This window comes from Amycolatopsis coloradensis, assembly GCF_001953865.1.
Taxonomy (GTDB): domain Bacteria; phylum Actinomycetota; class Actinomycetes; order Mycobacteriales; family Pseudonocardiaceae; genus Amycolatopsis; species Amycolatopsis coloradensis.
Window position 1 is genome coordinate 137,681 of the sequence record NZ_MQUQ01000017.1, and the last position, 19,481, is coordinate 157,161.

Below are 19,481 nucleotides of genomic sequence, written 5' to 3' on the forward strand. Positions count from 1 at the left end.
ACGCGGGATATCCATTTCCGCTATTTCCGCGCTGGTGGCAACAATTCCTGCCGTGGCGGTCCAGGCTGCTGAGGCACCGTCTGGACCGGTCGATGCGGGGGTGTCGATTCCGGCATCGGCGTGGGTACCGCCTGCGCAGGTGAACCGGTTACCGGTCGGGGATGCGCCCCCGGCAGTCTTGTGGCAGGGTCCCGGCAGCCGGGGTCAGGCGATAGCCGATGCGATACGAGCCGAGGCGGTGACCTGTTCCTCTGGGGTCGCCACCGGGATCATGAAACAATATCCGCTGGAGCGTTTCCCGGTCTCGGACCGGTCCGAGCTCCTTGTGAATACCGCCAATGGCAACGTCGTGGTCAATGCCAGCGATTTGACGGTGAAGGGCACCGGGCAGAATCTGTCGCTCGACCACGTCTACAACAGCAAGCTCGCCGACGGTGGAGCGCTGGGTACCGGGTGGTCGCTGAACACCGGTCGAGACGTCGGCCTGACGTTCGAGGGCGACAACGTTATTCTGCACGGCGACAGCGCATACTGCGCGACGTTCACGAAAAACGCTTCCGGCGGCTACAAACCTGCTCCTGGGGTCGGAGCGGAACTCGCGAAGCTCGATGGCGGCACGTACGCGCTGACCTTCAACGGTTCCAACGAGAAATGGTCGTTCAACGCACAGGGCTGGTTGCTGTCGCAGGCCGACCGCAACGGCAACAGCACCACGCCTCGCTACCACGGCAACGGCACCCTCGCGTCGATCACCGATTCCCAAGGGCGGGTCACCACCTTCGCCTATGACGGTGCTCAGCGCCTGACCGCCATCACCGACCACACCGGCTCCACCGCTGCGAGCTACGTCTACGACTCGACGGGCAAGCTGGCCGGTTACACCGATCGGGCGGGCAACCAAACCACGCTGCAGTACGACGCCGCGAACAACCTCAGCGCACTCATCGATCCGAACAAGGGCAAGACCCAGCTGTTCTACGATTCGTCCGACCGGGTCACCGAGGTACGGGTCCCCGGCCAGGCGGGTCCGCTGACCACACTGTTCGAGTACGGCAGCAAGCAGACCACCGAAACCGACGCCAACACCAACAAGATCACCTACAAGTTCGACGACCAAGGCCGCCAAACCGAAGGCATCGACGCGCTGGGCCACTCCCAGAAGAAGACCTGGACCGCCAACAGCGATGTCCAGGTGACCACGGACGGGCTCACCAACAACACCACCCGCAGCTACGACAGCCTCAACAATCTGATCGGTACCGAACTTCCGACCGGCGCCAAGAACGCCATCGGCTACACCAAGTCCGGGCAGCCACACCTGCCCACCTCGGCCAAAGACCCCCAGGGCAACGAAGTCACCCGCGACTACGACAACGCGGGCAACCTCACCAAGGTGCGTTCCACCGGTCTAAACGCCGACCTGCAGGTCCTCACCTACAACCATCCCCAAGGCACCGTGGCGTCCAGCAAGGACGGAAACGGACAGCTCACCACCTTCGGCTACGACGCCGCGGGCAACCTGACCTCGATGGACCCGGCAGGGCCGATCCAACCCACCCGGTACGGCTACGATTCGCTGTCACGGGTCACCAGTATCACCGACGGCAACGGCGTGCGCCTCGACTACAGCTATGACAAACTCGACCGCGTGGTCGCCGTCAGCCGCAACGGACAAGCCTCGCAGTCCAACACCTACGACGCGATCGGCAACCTGACCGCCCGCCGATTCGGTGCGGTGACCACCTCGTTCCAGTGGGCCAAAACCCCGGCGGCCAGCCAGCCGATCCAAGTCAAACGTACCGAAGGCACCTCGGTGGAGACCGTCGGCTACACCTACGACAAGGTCGGCAACCTCACAACCCTGACCGACGCGGGCGGCACCACCACCTACACCTACGACGCCGCGAACCGGCTCACCACGCTGGCCGACCCGTTCGGGCAGAGCACCACTTTCGGCTACGACGACGCCGACCGCCGTACCCGCAGCAACTTCGCCGGCGGCACCGTGCAGTACACCGGCTACGACAAGAGCGGCCGGCAAACCAGCATCACCGTCAACAAAACCGGCGGAATCCCACTCCTGCGCCACACCTACAACTACACCAAAACCGGCGGCGGGGACAGCAACCAACTGCAGGCCAAGAACATCAACGGAGACACCACCGCCTACACCTACGACAGCCTCGGACGGCTCACCAAAGCCGGCAACAGCACCTTCGCCTACGACAACGCCAGCAACCTGACCAACCTGGCCGGCACCGCGTTCACCATCAACACCGCCAACCAGTCCACCACAGCAGGCAACGACAACCTGGCCTTCGACGGCGCCGGGAACCTGACCAGCAACACCGCGGGCAACACCAGCCACACCTACAGCCCCACCAACCAGCTCACCCGCACCACCACCGGCGGACAGCAGGTGTTCTCCGCCAGCTACGACACCATCGACCAAACCCAACGCCGCACCATCACCGAAACCGTCAACGGCACCAGCACCACCCACGTCTTCGGCGAAACCGCACTCGGCACCACCCAGGTCACCGACAACGGAGCCCGCACCAGCTACACCCGCGACCCCGACGGCACCCCCATCACCCAGAAAACCGCCACCGGAGCACGCCACAACCTCATCACCGACTACCAAGGCAGCGTCCTCGGCCTGATCGACAGCAACGGCGACCTGGCCGCCACCTACACCTACAGCCCCTACGGCACCACCACCGCCACCGGACCGGCCGCAAACCAGAATCACTTTCGCTGGATCGGCACCTACCAACTCGGCGGCGGCCAAAACCTGACTGGCTATCGTTACTACAACCCCACGTGGGGTCGTTTCACCCAACCCGACCCCACCGGACAAGAACCCAACCCTTACAACTATGCCCAAGGGGACCCGGTCAACTACAGCGACCCCAACGGCGATACGTTGCTAGGCATGGTCGGCAAATTGGTTGTGGCAGCTGGAGCAGCCATGGTCGGCGGTGCTGCCGTGGTGGCTGGTTGCACGGTCGGCGCTGTTACTGTCGCCGGTTGTGTCGCCGGAATCGGCGCTGGAGTAGCAGCCGTCGGGGCGGGCCTAACAGCCATCAATGACGCAGATAAAGAATATCAGGAATTCAAAGGCAAGAAAACGAAGTAATAAAGCGACAACAAGGGGACCCCATGGATCGAAGGCATTTACGTACATTAATATTGATCATTGGGGCAATCTTATTGCTGTTCGCGCTGGCATTTATCGTATTGCAATTGCATCCGCAGTTCGGCGATACACTGGATCTAGTCTCAGGAATAATGATTTTCATCGGAGTCACGGTCTTCGTGATCGCGGGAATACTTCTGATTCGCAATAAGCAGAAGTGACGGCTCCGGCCCCGATGCATATTTCCTTCGGGGCCGGAGCCGTTAAGGGCCACTGATCTTCCGGACACCGAACCCACCAGGACTTCATTTCGGAAGAGAAAGCGTCGAAGTCGAAGAAACGTCGTCGTCTACTCCAGTCATCGGCGGAGTTGTCGGCGTAGGTGTTGGCGGACGCGTGAAGGAAAGTGTTTCCGATGTAGTACCAAACAACATCAATGGACAAGGAAAGTCGCTTGGCGAATCCGCTGGCGCTCGCGCCGGCGGATTCATGCTTGGAGCTTCATTGAAAACAAAACTTACTATCGTTTCCGTAATCGTCGTGCTCGCCTTCGTCGTGCTGGGCTTTGTTTTGCCCTCGATCCGAGCAGGACGTTTCAGTGTCAACGGCACGGCGGTAACTTCGGTACTGCTTGCCGCCGTGGTGCTCAGTACAATTTTCGGCCTCAAGAAAAGAAAGCGTCAATAAAGAGATTAAGCTGACTGGGTGCCCAGAGAATCTCACCCCTGGGCACCCACAGAACGGAACACGAGAGCGTCTCACGGCAACAACGGGCCTGGCGAACTCAACCTCGGTCGAGTTGAGCCAAGCCACACCGCCGCGTCACCGATTTGACTCGGGGCTGGCCACACGGCATCACGACACACGAGCGTCGTCCGCCGCCACTTTCTCGTCGATTTCCGGAATCCAGAAGCACAGTTCGAGGGTCTTCATCCCCGCCCAGAGGCCGAGTTTGCGGCCTTGCGAAACCAGGGTGAGCGACGCGAGCAGGAGCAGCACCGCGAGACCGGCGGCGACGAACGGGTGCTTGCCCGTGAAGATCTCGACGATCGCGGCGACCGCGGCGAACAGCAACGGCGGCGCGCAGTTGCGCACCATGAGGCCGGACGCGCGCAGCCGCGTGACGTCGACCGCGACCTCCTTGTCGTGCAGTTGCAACGCGCACAGCAGGAGATGCTGGTTCTGGTGCACGAAGGCACGGTCCTTGGCCGAGGGCGTGCGACGGAGGAACTCTTCGGAGAGGATCCTCTGACGACGGCGCGGCACGATCCGCTCCATCGCGTCGCCGAGTGGATAGGCCAGGTAGCCCAGCAGGAAGCTCAGCACGACGATCACGACGACCAGCACCACGGTCGGCACGCCGCCGATGGACGCGGCCGTCAGGACATGGAGCTTCGCCCCGAGGTAGCCGAAGAAGGCGAGGTAGAGTGCGCCGGGAATGGTGTAGGCGAAGAGATCGAAGACGCCGATCGCGAAGTTCACCGGTTCATCCAACCACTCGCGGCCGCTGGGGTGGTCGTGAGTGGCGATTCGTGTTCCAACCGTCCTTAACACGCACGAGCCCCGACACACGCGGTCCTGTCGCGCGGTCGGCCTCAACCGAATCGCCATTCACGACCCACTTGACCCAGCCGGTTCCTGCACGCCGCCGCCCCGGTCGGCAGCGCGGGGGTCGCGGCGACCGAGCCCACGAAGCTCGCCGTGGACTGGTTCCTGTTCTCGGTGGTCGGCGAGATGATCAAGGCCGAGGCACCCGCCATCGACAAGGGTGCGTATCCCGGTGATGTCGGTTCCCGAAAAATGAATCCCACAGCGCTCAAACACATCATCGGAACCAGCGACGAGCGGAACGTGGACACCGAGATCCCGGCCCGGAACAAGAAACTTGCCGAGCAGGCCGTCGCCGCCGGGTACGGCAAGAACAGCTACTCGTCGGTGATCGAAGCCCTCAAGAAGGGAGGCGCCTGACCGCGGCGAGCGCCGCCAGGAAACCGTCCACCGTCTCCCGGTCCCGCACCGCGATCCGCAGGTACCGCGCGTCCAGCCCCGGGAAGGTGTCGCCGCGCCGGACCGCGAACCCGTGCTTCCGCAACCGTTCCCGGATCCCGTCCGCTCCGGGCAGCCGCACGAGCACGAAAGGACCGCGTGGCTCCCCCAGCACTTCGACACCCAACGCGCTCAACCCGGACACGAGGTACTCCCGGTCGGCTTCCGCCGCCACCGCCAGCTTTTCGGCTTCCTCCAACGCCGCCGGACGGCAGCACGCCACCACGGCGACGGCGGCGAGCGACGACACCGACCACGGCGGCTGGACCGCACGCAGTCTGTTCACAACGGACTCTTCCGCCAGCACATACCCGGCACGCAACCCGGCGATTCCCCAGGTTTTCGTCAGGCTGCGGAGAACGACGAAGCCAGGTTGCCCCGCAACGCTTTCGGACTCGCCGGGGACGGCGTCGAGGAAAGCCTCGTCGACGACGACCAGACGACCCGGGCGGCCCAGGGCAAGCAGATCCGCGGCCGGGTGCAGCACCGAAGTCGGGTTCGTGGGGTTGCCGACGAAGACCAGATCCGCGTCTTCGGGAACCGAGCGCAGGCGAAAGCCGTCTTCGGGCGACAGCAGCACACGATGCACCGGATGGCCTGCCGCCCGCAAGGCGACTTCGGGCTCGGTGAACTGCGGATGCACGACCACGGCACGAGAAGGCCGCAACGCCGTGGCCAGCAACGTGAAAGCCTCGGCCGCGCCCGAAGTCACCAGCACCTGGGACAGCGGAAGCCCGTGGCGCCGGGCCACCGCGGCGGTCGCGGCGGTGACGTCCGGGTACGCGGCCAGATCGTCCAGGGCCGCCGCCAGTTCGGCGCGCAGCCAGGCGGGCGGGGCGGGGAGCCGGACGTTGACCGCCAGGTCGACGAGCCCCTCCCCGACTTCGCGATCGCCGTGGTGCCAGAGATCGAAGTCAGCCATGGGCGTGGGCCGCGGCGGCGAACCGCTCGGCGAGTTCGGGGTAGCCCGCCCAATGGACGTGCAGATAGGAGGCGTGCAGTGACGGCGACGCGAAGCCGTCGGGCGTCCGATCCCAACCCCAGGCGGGCGTCGGCCCGCTGCCGGGTTCGACGATCGTGCGGTGGAATTCGTGGCCGGTGACGCGTTGCCCGGCGACGGTCAGCACGGTGTCCGCGGGCGAGAAAGCCTTGCGGTATCCGAGTTTCCCGCGCTTGGTCATGGTGGCCGAGGCGTCGAGGACACCGGTCATCGGCAGCCCGTCGATGTCCTGGCACAGGTACAACAGCCCGGCGCATTCGGCGACGACGGGCATCCCGTCGCCGACGGCCCGCGCCACGGCCGTCCGCAACGGGACGTTCGCCGACAGCTCTTCGGCGTGGACCTCGGGGAATCCGCCGCCGAAGTACAGTCCGGCGCAGCCCTCGGGAAGTTCCTTGTCCTGCAACGGGTCCATCTCGACGACGTCCACACCGGCGGCGGTGAGCAGTTCCACCGCTTCGGTGTAGCGGAAGGTGAAGGCCGGGCCTGCCGCGGCGGCGACCACGGTGCGCGGGCCGTCATGGGACAACTCCGGCCGCCAAGGCTTCCCCGACAGCCGCGAAGCCGACCGCGCGACCTGGACGACAGCGCCGAGGTCCACGCCTTCGCTGATCCATCCGGCCAGTTCCGGCAGCAGCCGCTCCGACTCGCTCGCGCGTTCGGCCGCCGGGACCAGGCCGAGGTGACGGCTGGGTGCGTGGATCTCTTCGTTGCGGTACAAGGTTCCCAGCAACGGGACGCCGGTCGCCTCCAGCGCGGTGACGATCTCGTCCGCGTGCCGCTGCGAGCCCAGCTTGTTGAGGATCACGCCGGCGAGCCGGACGCGGGTGTCGTACTGCGCGAAGCCGAGCACGGTCGCCGCGACACTGCGCGACGCGGCCGAGGCGTCCACGACGAGCACGACCGGAGCGTCCAGCAGCCGGGCGACATGCGCCGTCGAGGCATAGCCCTCGGTGCCGAGCGCGCCGTCGAACAGGCCCATCACGCCTTCGATGATCGCGATGTCGGCCCCGGCGGAACCGTGCAGCAGCAACGGGAGCAGCTGTTCCTCGCCTTGCAGGAACGGGTCGAGGTTGCGTGGGGGCCGCCCGGTCGCGAGGGCGTGATAGCTCGGGTCGATGAAGTCGGGTCCGACCTTGTGCCCGGACACGTTCAGTCCCCGTCCGCGCAACGCCGCCATCAGGCCCGCGGCGATCGTGGTCTTGCCGTGTCCGGAGCCGGGCGCGGCGATGACCACGCGATTCACCATTCGATGCCTCGCTGGCCTTTTTGCCCGGTGTCCATCGGATGCTTCACTTTGGTCATCTCGGCGACCAGGTCCGCGGCCTCGATCAGTTCCGGCGGTGCGTACCGGCCGGTGATCACCACATGCTGGTGACCAGGGCGCGTGGTGAGCGTCGAGACGACGTCGTCCACCTCGAGCCAGCCCCATTTGAGCAGGTAGCTGAATTCGTCGAGTACGTAGAAGTCGTGGGTCTCGGCGGCGAGGCGGCGTTTGATCTCGGCCCAGCCCTCGCGGGCGTTGGCGGCGTGATCCTCCTCGGAGCCGGACTTGCGTGCCCAGCTCCAGCCCTCGCCCATCTTGTGCCACTCGACCGGCCCGCCCTGACCGGTGTCCTCGTGCAGTTTGCCGAGCGCGCGGAACGCGGCTTCCTCGCCGACGCGCCACTTCGCCGACTTGACGAACTGGAACACCCCGATCGACCAGCCCTGGTTCCACGCCCGCAGCGCCATTCCGAACGCGGCCGTGGACTTCCCCTTCATCTCGCCGGTGTGCACGGCGAGCAGGGGCCGGTTGCGGCGCTGACGGGTGGTGAGCCCGTCGGCGGGCACGGTGTCCGGTTTGCCCTGTGGCATTACGCGGCCCTCCCGGAAATGCGGCTGCGGACCGCACCGGCGAGTGTGTCGGCGGCGACTTCGGCGACCGGAACGTGTTCCGCGCCAAGGTGTTCCGCCAGTTCCCCAGCGAGCCCGAGGCGCATCTTCCCGCTCTCGCAGTCCATCACGACCGAAGTCACGTTCCCGGCCAGCAGTCCGGCCGCCTGCTTCGCGCGCTGGACGGCGTCGGCACCGCTTGTCGCGCGGCCGTCGGTGACGACGACGAGCAGCGGACGCCGCAGCGGATCGCGAACCGCTTCGATTCGCAGAACCCTTGCCGCTTCGAGAAGTCCCTCGGCCAGTGGCGTCCGGCCGCCGGTCGCGAGACCGTCCAAACGGGACGCCGCGGCGTCGACGCTGATCGTCGGCGGAAGCGAGAGTTCGGCGCCGGAAGCGCGGAAGGTCACCAGGCCCACCTTGTCGCGTCGCTGGTAGGCGTCGAGCAGCAGCGACAGCACGGCGGTCTTGACCTCGCGCATCCGCTGGCGAGCGCCCATCGAGCCGGACGCGTCGACACAGAACAGCACCAGATTGCCCTCGCGCCCTTCCCGCCGCGCGAACCGCAGATCCTGGGCCCGCACCACGAGCCCGGCGCCGCTGCGACCCCGGGACCGCTGGTGCGGCGCGGCGGCGCGCACGGTCGCGAGCAGATGCGGATGACCGTCCTTGGTCCCGGCGGGCTGGACGCCGATGGTCCGTCCGTTGTCGGTGATCGCGCGAGAGCGCCGACCGGCAGCGCCCTCACCGGTGCCCTTCACCTCGAAACGCCGGGCACGAAAGGCTTCCCCGGCGCCGACCGGCTTCTGGTCACCGCCGCTCTTGCCGCCCCCCGAAGGCTCCTGGCCGCCTTCCGACGGAGGAGGTCCAGAAGCCTCGCCGCCCTCCGGAGGAGTGCCCGAGCCGGGGCCGTCGTCGTCGGGACCGGGACCTTCCGGCTCGGCGTCCTGCAACGCCTGCTCCAGCTGTTCCTCGGAGATTCCGGGCGCGTCGAAGGGATTCCGGCGACGACGGTGCGGCAGCGCTAGACGGGCCGCGACCCGGACGTCCTCGGTGGTCGCCTCGGTCCGCCCGGCCCAGGCGGCGTGCGCGACGGCGGTCCGCGCGGTCACGATGTCCGCGCGCATCCCGTCGACCTCGAAGGACGCGCAGACCTCGGCGATCTGCCGCAGTGCGTCGTCCGGAAGCTTGACCGACGGCAGAAGTCGTTGTGCCGCCTCGATGTCCGCGGCCAGTTCGGCGTCGGCCGCGGCGTACTGACCGCCGAAACCGTCGGGATCCGCCTCGTAGGCGAGCCGTCGCCGGACGACCTCGACCCGCAGTTCGGGATCCCGGCTGGACGCGACCTCGACGGTGAGGCCGAAACGGTCCAGCAGCTGTGGCCGCAGTTCGCCCTCCTCGGGGTTCATCGTGCCGATCAGGACGAACCGGGCGGCGTGCGACACCGAGACGCCTTCGCGTTCGACGGTCGCGCGTCCCATGGCGGCGGCGTCGAGCAGCGTGTCGACCAGGTGGTCGTGCAGGAGATTGACCTCGTCGACGTACAGGAGCCCGCGATGCGCGGCCGCGAGCAGGCCCGGCTGGAAGTCGGTGACACCGTCGGCCAGCGCGCGTTCCAGGTTCAGCGAGCCGATCACGCGGTCCTCGGCGGCGCCGACCGGCAGTTCCACCAGCCGCGCGGGACGGCGGTGCGCGGGCGAGCCCTCGGCGTGCGGACCGTCCGGGCAGGCCGCATCGGGTGCGAAGGGATCGCAGGAGAACCGGCACGCGTCCACGACGTCGACGCCGGGCAGCAGCCCGGCCAGCGCGCGCACCATGGTCGACTTCGCCGTGCCCTTCTCCCCTCGCACCAGCACCCCGCCGACGGCGGGCGAGATGGCGGAAAGCACCAGCGCCAGGCGCAGATCCGGCATCCCCACAACGGCGGTGAACGGGTACGGCTTCACAGCACTCCCTCATCGTCGACGACCTCTGGCCGATCATCGCATAGGAAAACCTTCATCTACGGTGACGAACGTGCGCGAAAAATCACCCCTGACGGTCGTCGGGATCGGGGCCGACGGCTGGCCCGGTCTGTCCTCGCGAGCGAGGGAAGCGGTGGTGAACGCCGACGTGGTCGTGGGCTCGCCGAGACAACTCGCGTACCTGCCCGCCGGGATGAAAAGCGAACCCTGGCCCAGCCCGCTCCTGCCAGGGCTGGACGAGTTCCTCGCCGAACGAGAAGGCCGGGTCTGTGTGCTGGCCAGCGGCGATCCCCTGCTGTCCGGCATCGGCACGACGCTCGTCCAGCGCGGCTACGACGTCGAGGTCCTGCCCGCGCTCTCTTCAGTGACACTGGCGCGCGCGAGGCTCGGATGGGCGGCGGAGGAGACCGAGGTCGTCACCGTCGTCGGCCGCGCGATCGGCCGGGTGAGCCGGGCGCTGGCGCCCGGCCGCCGGATCCTCGTCCTCGGGGCGAACGCCGAAGACCTGCTTGACCTGCTGAAAGCCCGCGGTTACGGCAAGAGCCGCGTCACCGCGCTGTCCGACCTAGGCGGCCCCGACGAGCGGATCGGCCCAGGCTCGCTGACCGTGTTCGCCATCGAGGCCGACGGGCTCGCACTGCCGCTGACCGGCTTGCCGGACGACGCCTTCGACCACGACGGGCAACTCACCAAACGCGACCTCCGCGCGTCCGCGCTGGCCAGGCTCGCGCCGTCGCCCGGTGAGCTGCTGTGGGACGTCGGCGCGGGCGCGGGCAGCGTCGGGATCGAGTGGTCGCGAGTGCATCCGCTGAACCGGGCGATCGCGATCGAGCGGTCACCGGAGCGAGCCGCCCGGATCACCCGGAACGCGCACGCGCTCGGCGTCCCGGAACTCGACGTGGTGATCGGTGCCGCGCCGGAAGCACTCGAAGGACTGACCAGGCCGCACGCGATCTTCCTCGGCGGCGGGGTGACCGTGCCCGGTGTGCTGGACGCCTGCCTGGCGACCGGAGCGCGGCTGGTCGCGCACGGCGTGACCCTCGAATCCGAGCAGGCACTGGCCCGCGCCTACACCGAACACGGTGGCGAGCTGATCCGCGTCGGCGTCGAACAGGCAGCGCCGCTGGGCGGATTCACCGGCTGGACCCCGGCGCGGGTCGTCACACAGTGGAGCAAACCTTGAGCGTGCACTTCATCGGCGCGGGCCCCGGCGCGGCCGACCTCATCACCGTGCGGGGCCGTGACCTGCTCGGCCGCTGCGAGACCTGTCTGTACCCCGGCAGCATGACGCCGACCGACCTGCTCGCCCACTGCCCGGATGACGCGAACCTCATCGACACCGCGAACCTCGATCTCCCCGCGATCGTCGAGCGCATGGTCGAGGCCCACCGGAACGGCCACGAGATCGCGCGGCTCTGCTCCGGCGATCCGTCGATCTACAGCGCGGTCGCCGAGCAGATGCGCCGGCTCGACGCCGCCGGTGTCCCCTACGACGTCACTCCCGGCGTCCCCGCGTTCGCCGCCGCGGCCGCGCTGCTCAACCGCGAACTGACCGTGCCCGAGGTCGGACAGAGCCTGGTCATCACGCGGGCACAGGCCCGCTCCACGGCCATGCCTCCGGGTGAGACGCTGGCGAACTTCGCGCGGACCGGCACCACCCTCGCGCTGCACTTGGCGATCAACCGCATCGAGCAAGTAGTCGGCGAGTTGCGTCCCTTCTATCGGGACGACTGCCCGGCCGCGGTGGTCGCGCTGGCGAGTCAGCCCGGTGAGCAGGTGCTGCGCGGCACGCTCGGCACCATCGCCGCCCAGTCCCGCGAGGCCGGCATCAGCCGCGCCGCCATGATCTTCGTCGGGGAAGTCCTTGCCGCCGAGGGGTTTCCCGACAGTTTCCTGTACTCGGCCACCCGTGATCGCGCCAACCAACCGGAGTCGTTGTGAAGAACCTTCGCTGGGGCCTGCTGGCCGCCGGGACCATCGCCGCCGAGTTCGCGGCGGGTGTCGAAGAGAGCAAGCACGGCGTGCTGGAGGCCGTCGCCGCGCGCTCCGGCGACCGGGCGGCCGAGTTCGCGAGCCGCTTCGAGATCCCGAAGTGCTACGGCTCCTACGAGGACCTGCTCGCCGATCCGGACGTCGACGCGATCTACATCTCGACGCCGCATCCGCTGCACGGCGAGTGGGCGATCCGCGCCGCCGAGGCGGGCAAGCACATCCTGTGCGAGAAGCCCCTGACCGTGTCCATCAGCGAGGCCGAGAAGGTCATCGAAGCGGCCCGCGTCAACGACGTCTTCCTCATGGAGGCGTTCATGTACCGGCTGCACCCGCAGATCCGGCGGCTGGCCGAACTGATCTCCTGCGGCGCCATCGGTGAGGTCCGCGCCGTGGACGTCGCCTTCAGCTACAACTTCGCCGTCCCCCGGCTCACCGATCCCGCGTTGGGCGGCGGCGGGATCTTCGACGTCGGGTGTTACTGCACCTCGCTCGCGCGGCTGGTCTCCCAGGCGGCGACCGGGCAGGACGCCGTCGAGCCCGAAGAGGTGCTCGGGATGGCGAGGCTCGACGAGAACGGCGTCGACGAGGTCGCGTTCGGCCTGCTGCGGCTGCCGGGCGGGATCCTCGCGCAGCTGGCTTGCGGTTTCCAGCTCACGCAAGACGACCACATCCGCGTGTACGGCTCGCAAGGACAGCTGTACGTGCCGAAGCCGGCGTGGATTCACGAAATGCGCAAACCGAAGACGTCGCCGATCATTCTCACGCCGGAAGGCGGCGAGCCCGAGGTGATCGAAGTCGAGGCGACGCAAGGCCTCTTCGCGCGCGAAGCCGACCACGTCGCCACGCATCTCGCCGACCGGCAGGCACCCGAGCTCACCTGGGCGGAGACGCTCGCCAACCTGCGCACCCTCGAGCGCTGGCGTGCCGCCGTAGCCCGATGACGCTGCTGATCCTGGGCGGGACCGGCGAAGCCCGAGAACTCGCGAAGGAGCTGGTGGCGCGCGGCGAGCATGTCGTTTCGTCACTCGCGGGCCGTGTCGCGCGTCCGAGGCTGCCGGACGGCGAAGTCCGTGTCGGCGGCTTCGGAGGCCCGGAAGGGCTCGCGCGCTGGCTGACCGAGAACGCCGTCACCGCGATGATCGACGCCACGCATCCGTTCGCCGAACGCATCGGCGCCAACGCGGCGGAAGCCGCGCGCGAAACGGGCACACCGCTGCTCAGGCTGGCCCGGCCCGGCTGGACGGAACAGCCCGGCGACACCTGGCACTGGGCCGACGACCTCGGCCACGCCGCGCGGTTGCTTCCGGATCTCGGCGAACGTGTCTTCCTCACCAGCGGACGACAAGGGCTCGCCGCCTTCGCCGGGCTCGATCTCTGGTTCCTGATCCGCTGCGTCGACCCGCCCGCGGCGCCGCTCCCCCGCCGTCACGAGGTCCTGCTGGACAGAGGACCCTACGAGCCCGCCAAGGAACGCGCGCTGATGGAAGGGCACGGCATCCAGGTTCTCGTCACGAAGGACAGCGGCGGTGCGATGACCGCGGCGAAGCTCACCGCGGCCCGCGAACTCGCCCTCCCCGTGGTCGTCGTCCGGCGGCCGTGGCGACCCGGCACGGCCGGCGTAACGACAGTTCAGGGCGCCTTAACCTGGCTCAGCGTCACGACGAAGGGCAGCCCTGCGTAAGCCGTTCGGACCAGACCCGTTAGCGTTGCGCCGATGCGTCTGATCGCTGTCACGCTGGGGTTGCTGTCCGCCTTGTGCGCGTTGGCTTTCCCCTTCCTGCCGGTGGTGCAGGACACAGCGGAGGTCGTCTGGCCAACGGGCGGCGACACCCGCTCCGTCAACGCGCCCTTGACCGGGTACTGGGCACAGGACCTGCGCGTCGATCTCCCGTGCACGACCGTCCGTTCGCTGGACGCGCGTTCGCAGGGTCAGGCCCTGCTGTTCTCCACCGTGCCCGACGGCCGCACCGACCCGCGCGCGGGTAAGGGGGTCGGCCTGCAATTGCGCATCGACAACGGTGTGCTGCTCGCGTCGAGCCAGGGCCAGCAGATCGTGCAGCAGCCGCTGCCTCCTCCGTCAACTTCACCGAACAACTGCGACGTCAAGCTGTCGGCGGACGCGAACCAGATGACGCTGACCGTCGCCGAGACCGTGGTCTTCCACGCCGAGGGCGACGTCCGGCCGCGGCTGGTCGGGATCTACTCGTCGATCAACGCGGGCAAGGACCCGATCGGCGGTCTGCACGTCTCGGTCGTCCCGGACACCCGCTACCAGACTTCGCCGACGGTGCTCAAGTGGATCATCGGCCTGATCGCGGCACTGTCGTTCATCGGCTGCCTGATCGCGGTGTGGCGGATGGACTCCGGTTTCGCCCGCCGCGCGCCCCGCTGGGCGCCGGTCGGCTGGTGGCGGTTGACCGCCCGCGACGCGACGGTGATCATCGCGCTCGGCGCGTGGGTGTTCATCGGCCCGGTCACCTCGGACGACGGCTACATCCTCACGATGTCCAGAGTCGCCGAAGACACCGGTTACCTGACCAACTACCACCGCTGGTTCGGCGTCGCCGAAGCGCCGTTCGGCTGGTTCTACCACGTGTTCCAGCTGATGGCGCACGTCAGCACGGTGCCGCCGTGGATCCGGCTCCCGTCGTTCGTGCTCGGCGTGCTGAGCTGGCTGCTGATCAGCCGCGAGGTCATGCCGCGCCTCGGCCCCCAGGTCCGGACGAGCCGCGCGGCGGGCTGGGCCGCCGCCGCGGTCTTCCTGGTCTGGTGGATGCCGTTCAACAACGGTGTCCGGCCGGAACCGGTCGCCGCGCTGGGCTCGCTGCTGGCGATCTGCGCCGTGGAGCGCGCGCTCGTGACCCGCCGCCTGCTGCCGCTGGCCCTCGGCCTCACCGCCGCCGGATTCACCCTGGCCGCGACGCCGACCGGGCTGATCGCGGTCGCGCCGTTCCTGGTCGCCGCCCGCCCGCTGTTCAAACTGGTCCGCCAGCGCGCCGAGAACGGCTGGCTGCCGGTGCTCGCGCCGGTGCTGGCCGCCGGGCTGCTGGTGCTGGTCGTGGTGTTCGCCGACCAGACCTTCGCCACCGTGCAGGAGGCGACCCGCATCCGCACCCAGGTCGGGCCGAACCTGTCCTGGTTCCAGGAACTCGCGCGCTACCAGTTGCTCTTCGAAAGCCTGCCGGACGGCTCGATGCCGCGCCGCTTCCCCGTCCTGCTCGTGTTGCTGTGCACCGGCACCTGCCTGGTGGTGCTGCTGCGCCGCGGCCGGATCCCGGGTGCCGCGCTCGGCCCCAGCCGCCGCCTGATCGGCACGGTCGCGCTCTTCTTCCTCCTGCTGGCCTTGACCCCGACCAAGTGGACGCACCACTTCGGCGCGTTCGCCGCCGTCGGCGCGGCCATGGCGGCGCTGACCGCGCTGGCGACCAGTTCGACGGTGCTGCGGTCCAAACGCAACCGGGCGGCGTTCCTCGCCGGGCTGCTCGTGGTCGGCGCGCTCGCCGCGACCGGGCCGAACTCGTTCTGGTTCGTGTCGAAACTCGGTGTGCAGTGGACCGCGGTGGCGCCGTCGATCGGCGGGCTCCCGCTGTCGACGATCCTGCTGGTCGCGGCCGCGATCTCCGGCATCTACGCGTTCGTGGAGAACGTCCGCGCGCACCGGCCGGGGCTGCCAGCGGGACCGCAGGAAAGGCGGGGCCGGTCGCTGCGGCTCGGGTCGCTCTCGCTGGTGGTGGTCTGTGGCCTGATGGCGACGGGCGAGTTCGTCAGCATGGCGTGGGCGATCCACAACCAGGCCGGTTCCTACAGTCTCGGCGCCGCGAACTTCGGGCACCTGTCCGGCAAGAGCTGCAACCTCTCCGATCAAGTGATGGTGGAACGGGACGCCGCGACCAGCATCCTGCGGGCCCAGCCCGAACAGCGGACCGTCCCGGTGAAGAAGGAGGAGCCGCCCGCCGGGCAGACCCCGCCGCCGCTGCCCGATCCGGAACAGGACAACGGCCGCGTGCAGACCGGGTTCCACACCCGTGCGATCGACGACAAGGATCCGCTCGCCGAACCGCCGCACGGCTTCAAACCCGACGAAGTGCCGATGTGGAGCAGCTTCCTCGACCCCGAAACGCGGGCAGGGCGGCTGCGCAGCGACTGGTACGCCCTCGCCGAGAAGCCCGCTGACGGCCAGATCGTGGTCGCCACCGCGGGTGCCTCGCGGCGGCCGACGTCGGTCAGCCTCGACTACGGCGTGAACACCGGCGAAGGCGTGGAGGTGCTTCGCAGCCAGTTCGTGCTTCCGCCGGGCGCGGGGACCAACGGCTGGAACGACACCCGGATCAACCTGCGTGACCTGCCCGCCGAGACGACGTCCGTGCGGATCAACATCGTCGACAACGACCTCACCGAGGACGGCTGGATCGCCGCGTCCGCGCCCCGCGTGCCGACGTTCACCACGCTGACCGAGAAGATCGCGGGCAAACCGGTGTACGTCGACTGGCCCGCGTCGTTCGTCTACCCGTGTGTGCAGCCGGTGACCTCGCACGACGGCATCTCGAAGATGCCCGACTACCGGATCACCGCGGGCGCCGTCGCCGACGAGGCGAATTGGGCGTCCAGCACCAACGGCGGGCCGATCGGCTGGCTCGAAGAGGTCGCCGCCGAACCCGAGGTGCCCAGCTACCTGATCGGCCAGCCGAGCCAGTCCTGGGGACAGCTGCTGCAGGTCGAACCGTTCACCGAGGGAATCGCTCCGACGATCATCCACGGTGAGAAGGTCGTGCCCGGCTGGTGGTCGCCGGGTCCGGGACCGCGGCAGCCGAACGGCAAGGACCCGACGCGCTAGGAGCTGAAGAAACTTTCCCGCGTGAGACGCAAAGGGGCCCATCACCGCATGAGACGCGGTGATGGGCCCCTTCAGCTCTCCCTGGAGATCGTTGTACCGTTCTTTCCTGTCACGCCGGTCTTCGGCCTGCCTGCGCTCGTTGTGGAGGCGCGAGGCTTCGGCCTCCTCGGGTGTCTGCCGGTTCGGCTCGGGCGCCTTCCAGGTGAGCGGGTCGTACAGGAAGCGGCACGCCTCGTCCTCGGCGCCGAACGACCCGCGCGTCCAGCTCCGCGAGCATCTGCCGGACGTCCCTCAGAAGATCTCCTTCAGGTAGCCGTCGTCGATGAGTTGCTGGACGCCACCTGGCGCAAGTAGTCCTCTAGTCGCGGTCCAGCGCGGCCAGCGCAGGCGGCAGCGGGCCGTCGTGCAGGACGCCGAGCCGCTGCGTAGCGCGCGTGAGCGCGACGTAGAGTTCGGCCGCGCCGCGCGGGCCGTCGGCGAGGATCCGCGCCGGGTCCACGACGAGGACGGCGTCGAACTCGAGGCCCTTCGTCTCCGAGGCGGGCACGGTGCCCGGCACCCCCGGCGGCCCGATCACGACACTGGTCCCCTCCCGCCCGGCTTCGTCCTTGACGAACTCCTCGATGGCGGCTGCCCAGGAATCCACCTGACGAGCCCACGGCAGGACACCGCTGGAGCGGACCGAATCCGGTGCCCGCACCTCGGGCGCGAATTCGGCGAGCACCGCGGCGGCGACGGCCATGATCTCCGCCGGGGTGCGGTAGTTCACCGTCAGCGATCGGTAGACCCAGCGGCCCGGCACGTACGGCTCCAGCATCGAGCCCCATGACCGCGCCCCCGCCTCGGACCGGCGTTGCGCCAGATCGCCGACGACGGTGAAGGACCGGTTGGGTGCTCGCCGCATCAGCACCCGCCAGTCCATTTCGGACAGTTCCTGCGCCTCGTCGACCACGACGTGCCGGTAGGTCCAGTCCCGGTCCGCGGAAGCGCGTTCGACCAGGCTGCGCGTGTCGTGCTCGACGAAACGATCGGCGAGTTCGTCGGCGAAGAGCAGGTTTTCGGCGGACAGGAGGACGTCCTCGTCCATCTCCTCACGGTCCAGCTTCATCGTGTCCAGCACACCTTCGGCGTACTCAGCCTCGGCCTTCTTCTCCCGCGCGACGGCTGCCTCGGCCGCTTTCTCGGCCGCCGTGTCACGGCCGAGGAGGTCGACGAGTTCGTCGAGCAGCGGCGTGTCCGACACCGTCCAGGCCTCGCCGTCGGCACGCAGCAGCGCCTGGTCGGCACCCGCCGCGCGAAGCCGTTCCGGGGACGCGAGTAGCGAACCCAGCAGGCTTTCCGGGGTCAGGATCGGCCAAAGCGCGTCGAGGGCGGCGGTGAACGTCTCGCTCTCCGCCAGTTCCTTGAGCAGGTCCTTGCGCAGCCGCTCCCATTCGTCGCGGTCGTCCCGGCTCAGCCAGCCGCGGCCGATCCGCGCGATCGCCCGCTCGGTCAGGACGTAGGTGACGATGTCGGTGAACACCGCACGCGCTTCGTTGTGCGGCAGTCCGCTCTTGCGGGCCTCCTCCCTCGCCCATTCCGCGGTCTCGGCGTCGATCCGGACGGTGACGTCGGACAGGTCGACCGGCAGCGGCTCCGCCGGCAGCGACTGCCGATCGGCGACGGCCGCGGCCAGCACGTCCAGCATCTTCAACGAGCCCTTGAGCCGCACCGCCTCCGGACCGTCCTCGGCGGTGACGTGCTTGCCGGGAACGAAGTCGCCGGTGGTCATGAACACCACGTCGGTCTCGCCCAGCGACGGCAGGACCCGGCCGATGTGGTGCAGGAACGCCGGATTCGGCCCGACGACGAGCACGCCGTGGCGCTCCATCCGCTCGCGCTGGGTGTAGAGCAGGTAGGCGACGCGGTGCAGCGCCACCACGGTCTTGCCGGTACCCGGCCCGCCTTCGATCACCAGCACGCCGGGATGTTCGTGCCGGATGATCTCGTCCTGTTCGGCCTGGATCGTCGCGACGATGTCGCGCATGCCGTCGCCGCGCGGCGCGTTGACGGCCGCGAGCAGCGCGGCGTCACCCTCCACGTCGCCGCCGGGACGGCCGAACACCTCGTCGGTGAACCCGAGCACCTCGCGTCCGCGTGTGTGGAACTGACGGCGACGGCGCATCTTCTCCGGCGTCGCGCCGGTCGCGGTGTAGAACGGGCGTGCCGCCGGTGCCCGCCAGTCGAGCAGCACCGGTTCGTAGTCGTTCTTCTCGTCGAAAAGCCCGATCCGGCCGATGTGGGAGGTCTCCCCCGCGACGCTGTCCAGCCTGCCGAAGCACAGTCCGTTGTCCACGACGTCCAGCCGCCGCGACTCCCTGGCCAGCGCCCGCACCTCGACGTCGCGTTCCATGGCCGTCCCGCCGGTTCCCCCCAGTGCCGCCTGGTACTCGCCCTTCACCCGCGCGCGCTCGGCGTCCAGGCGCGCGTAGAGCCCGGCGACGTACTCGCGCTCGGACAGCAGCTCTTCTTCATGACCCTGAGTTGACACAGACTCCCATTTCGCCAGGTTTCGGCTACGGCGAGTGAGTCTGAAGCATGACCGGGGTCTTGTGGCAAGTCCCCCTATGCGCTATATGTTTATTACGGAGG

At 68.5% G+C, this 19,481-nt stretch carries 14 protein-coding genes; 8 read left to right on the forward strand and 6 right to left on the reverse strand.

The features are described from left to right. Nucleotides 1-52: 52 nt before the first annotated feature. Nucleotides 53-3,139 carry an RHS repeat-associated core domain-containing protein gene (locus BS329_RS29920; RefSeq protein WP_158075839.1) on the forward strand — a complete coding sequence of 1,029 codons (3,087 nt, stop codon included), beginning with the start codon at nt 53-55 and terminating at the stop codon, nt 3,137-3,139. Nucleotides 3,140-3,535: 396 nt separating this feature from the next. Next, on the forward strand, nt 3,536-3,826 hold the full coding sequence (locus BS329_RS42865; protein WP_143253257.1) for a hypothetical protein: 291 nt from the start codon (nt 3,536-3,538) through the stop codon (nt 3,824-3,826). A 168-nt stretch (nt 3,827-3,994) separates the two neighbouring features. Here BS329_RS42865 and BS329_RS29925 read toward each other — a convergent pair whose 3' ends face one another. Next, on the reverse strand, nt 3,995-4,621 hold the full coding sequence (locus BS329_RS29925) for a hypothetical protein (RefSeq protein ID WP_076164793.1): 627 nt from the start codon (nt 4,619-4,621) through the stop codon (nt 3,995-3,997). Between the two features lie 156 nt (nt 4,622-4,777). Between BS329_RS29925 and BS329_RS29930 the strand changes: the two genes are divergently transcribed. Next, nucleotides 4,778-5,107: an imine reductase family protein gene (locus BS329_RS29930; protein ID WP_341866347.1), complete on the forward strand. Its 330-nt coding sequence runs from the start codon at nt 4,778-4,780 to the stop codon at nt 5,105-5,107. On the opposite strand, the gene cobC is transcribed toward BS329_RS29930, so the two are convergent. The 4 genes from cobC to BS329_RS29950 are packed head-to-tail and all read right to left on the reverse strand — an operon-like array spanning nt 5,088 to nt 10,006. Further along, nucleotides 5,088-6,107: an Rv2231c family histidinol phosphate aminotransferase CobC gene (gene cobC / locus BS329_RS29935; protein WP_076164795.1), complete on the reverse strand. Its 1,020-nt coding sequence runs from the start codon at nt 6,105-6,107 to the stop codon at nt 5,088-5,090. The two genes, BS329_RS29930 and cobC, sit on opposite strands and share 20 nt — an antisense overlap. Then, the gene (locus tag BS329_RS29940; protein ID WP_076164797.1) at nt 6,100-7,434 is read right to left on the reverse strand and encodes a cobyrinic acid a,c-diamide synthase CobB; all 1,335 of its coding nucleotides are present in this window, start codon (nt 7,432-7,434) and stop codon (nt 6,100-6,102) included. The genes cobC and BS329_RS29940 overlap by 8 nt, the downstream gene beginning before the upstream one ends. Further along, a complete protein-coding gene (gene cobO / locus BS329_RS29945; RefSeq protein WP_076164799.1) occupies nt 7,428-8,042 on the reverse strand; it encodes a cob(I)yrinic acid a,c-diamide adenosyltransferase in 615 nt (204 codons plus the stop codon). Before cobO ends, BS329_RS29940 begins: the two co-directional genes overlap by 7 nt. Continuing rightward, the gene (locus tag BS329_RS29950; protein WP_076164801.1) at nt 8,042-10,006 is read right to left on the reverse strand and encodes a putative cobaltochelatase; all 1,965 of its coding nucleotides are present in this window, start codon (nt 10,004-10,006) and stop codon (nt 8,042-8,044) included. Before BS329_RS29950 ends, cobO begins: the two co-directional genes overlap by 1 nt. A gap of 61 nt (nt 10,007-10,067) precedes the next feature. On the opposite strand from BS329_RS29950, the gene cbiE reads away from it, so the two are divergent. From cbiE to BS329_RS29975, 5 genes are read left to right on the forward strand one after another with little or no spacing between them, the layout of a single operon-like run. Continuing rightward, entirely contained in the window at nt 10,068-11,207 is a 1,140-nt protein-coding gene (gene cbiE / locus BS329_RS29955) for a precorrin-6y C5,15-methyltransferase (decarboxylating) subunit CbiE (RefSeq protein WP_076164803.1), read from the forward strand. Then, nucleotides 11,204-11,965 carry a precorrin-4 C(11)-methyltransferase gene (gene cobM, locus BS329_RS29960; RefSeq protein WP_076164804.1) on the forward strand — a complete coding sequence of 254 codons (762 nt, stop codon included), beginning with the start codon at nt 11,204-11,206 and terminating at the stop codon, nt 11,963-11,965. Before cbiE ends, cobM begins: the two co-directional genes overlap by 4 nt. Then, nucleotides 11,962-12,957 carry a Gfo/Idh/MocA family protein gene (locus BS329_RS29965; RefSeq protein ID WP_076164806.1) on the forward strand — a complete coding sequence of 332 codons (996 nt, stop codon included), beginning with the start codon at nt 11,962-11,964 and terminating at the stop codon, nt 12,955-12,957. Before cobM ends, BS329_RS29965 begins: the two co-directional genes overlap by 4 nt. Beyond that, nucleotides 12,954-13,697, forward strand: a complete 744-nt coding sequence (locus BS329_RS29970) for a cobalt-precorrin-6A reductase (protein ID WP_076164808.1) — start codon at nt 12,954-12,956, stop codon at nt 13,695-13,697. The genes BS329_RS29965 and BS329_RS29970 overlap by 4 nt, the downstream gene beginning before the upstream one ends. A gap of 33 nt (nt 13,698-13,730) precedes the next feature. Beyond that, complete coding sequence (locus BS329_RS29975; protein ID WP_076164809.1) at nt 13,731-16,850, forward strand: arabinosyltransferase domain-containing protein; 3,120 nt, start codon at nt 13,731-13,733, stop codon at nt 16,848-16,850. A gap of 358 nt (nt 16,851-17,208) precedes the next feature. On the opposite strand, the gene helR is transcribed toward BS329_RS29975, so the two are convergent. Further along, the gene (gene helR / locus BS329_RS29985; RefSeq protein ID WP_208619296.1) at nt 17,209-19,380 is read right to left on the reverse strand and encodes an RNA polymerase recycling motor ATPase HelR; all 2,172 of its coding nucleotides are present in this window, start codon (nt 19,378-19,380) and stop codon (nt 17,209-17,211) included. Nucleotides 19,381-19,481: the final 101 nt, after the last annotated feature.

Bases quoted from the DNA above. Each gene is read 5' to 3' on its own strand.
- cobC (WP_076164795.1), bottom strand. From the start codon at position 6,107: ATGGCTGACTTCGATCTCTGGCACCACGGCGATCGCGAAGTCGGGGAG.
- BS329_RS29940 (WP_076164797.1), bottom strand. From the start codon at position 7,434: ATGGTGAATCGCGTGGTCATCGCCGCGCCCGGCTCCGGACACGGCAAG.
- cobO (WP_076164799.1), bottom strand. From the start codon at position 8,042: ATGCCACAGGGCAAACCGGACACCGTGCCCGCCGACGGGCTCACCACC.
- BS329_RS29970 (WP_076164808.1), top strand. From the start codon at position 12,954: ATGACGCTGCTGATCCTGGGCGGGACCGGCGAAGCCCGAGAACTCGCG.
- BS329_RS29975 (WP_076164809.1), top strand. From the start codon at position 13,731: ATGCGTCTGATCGCTGTCACGCTGGGGTTGCTGTCCGCCTTGTGCGCG.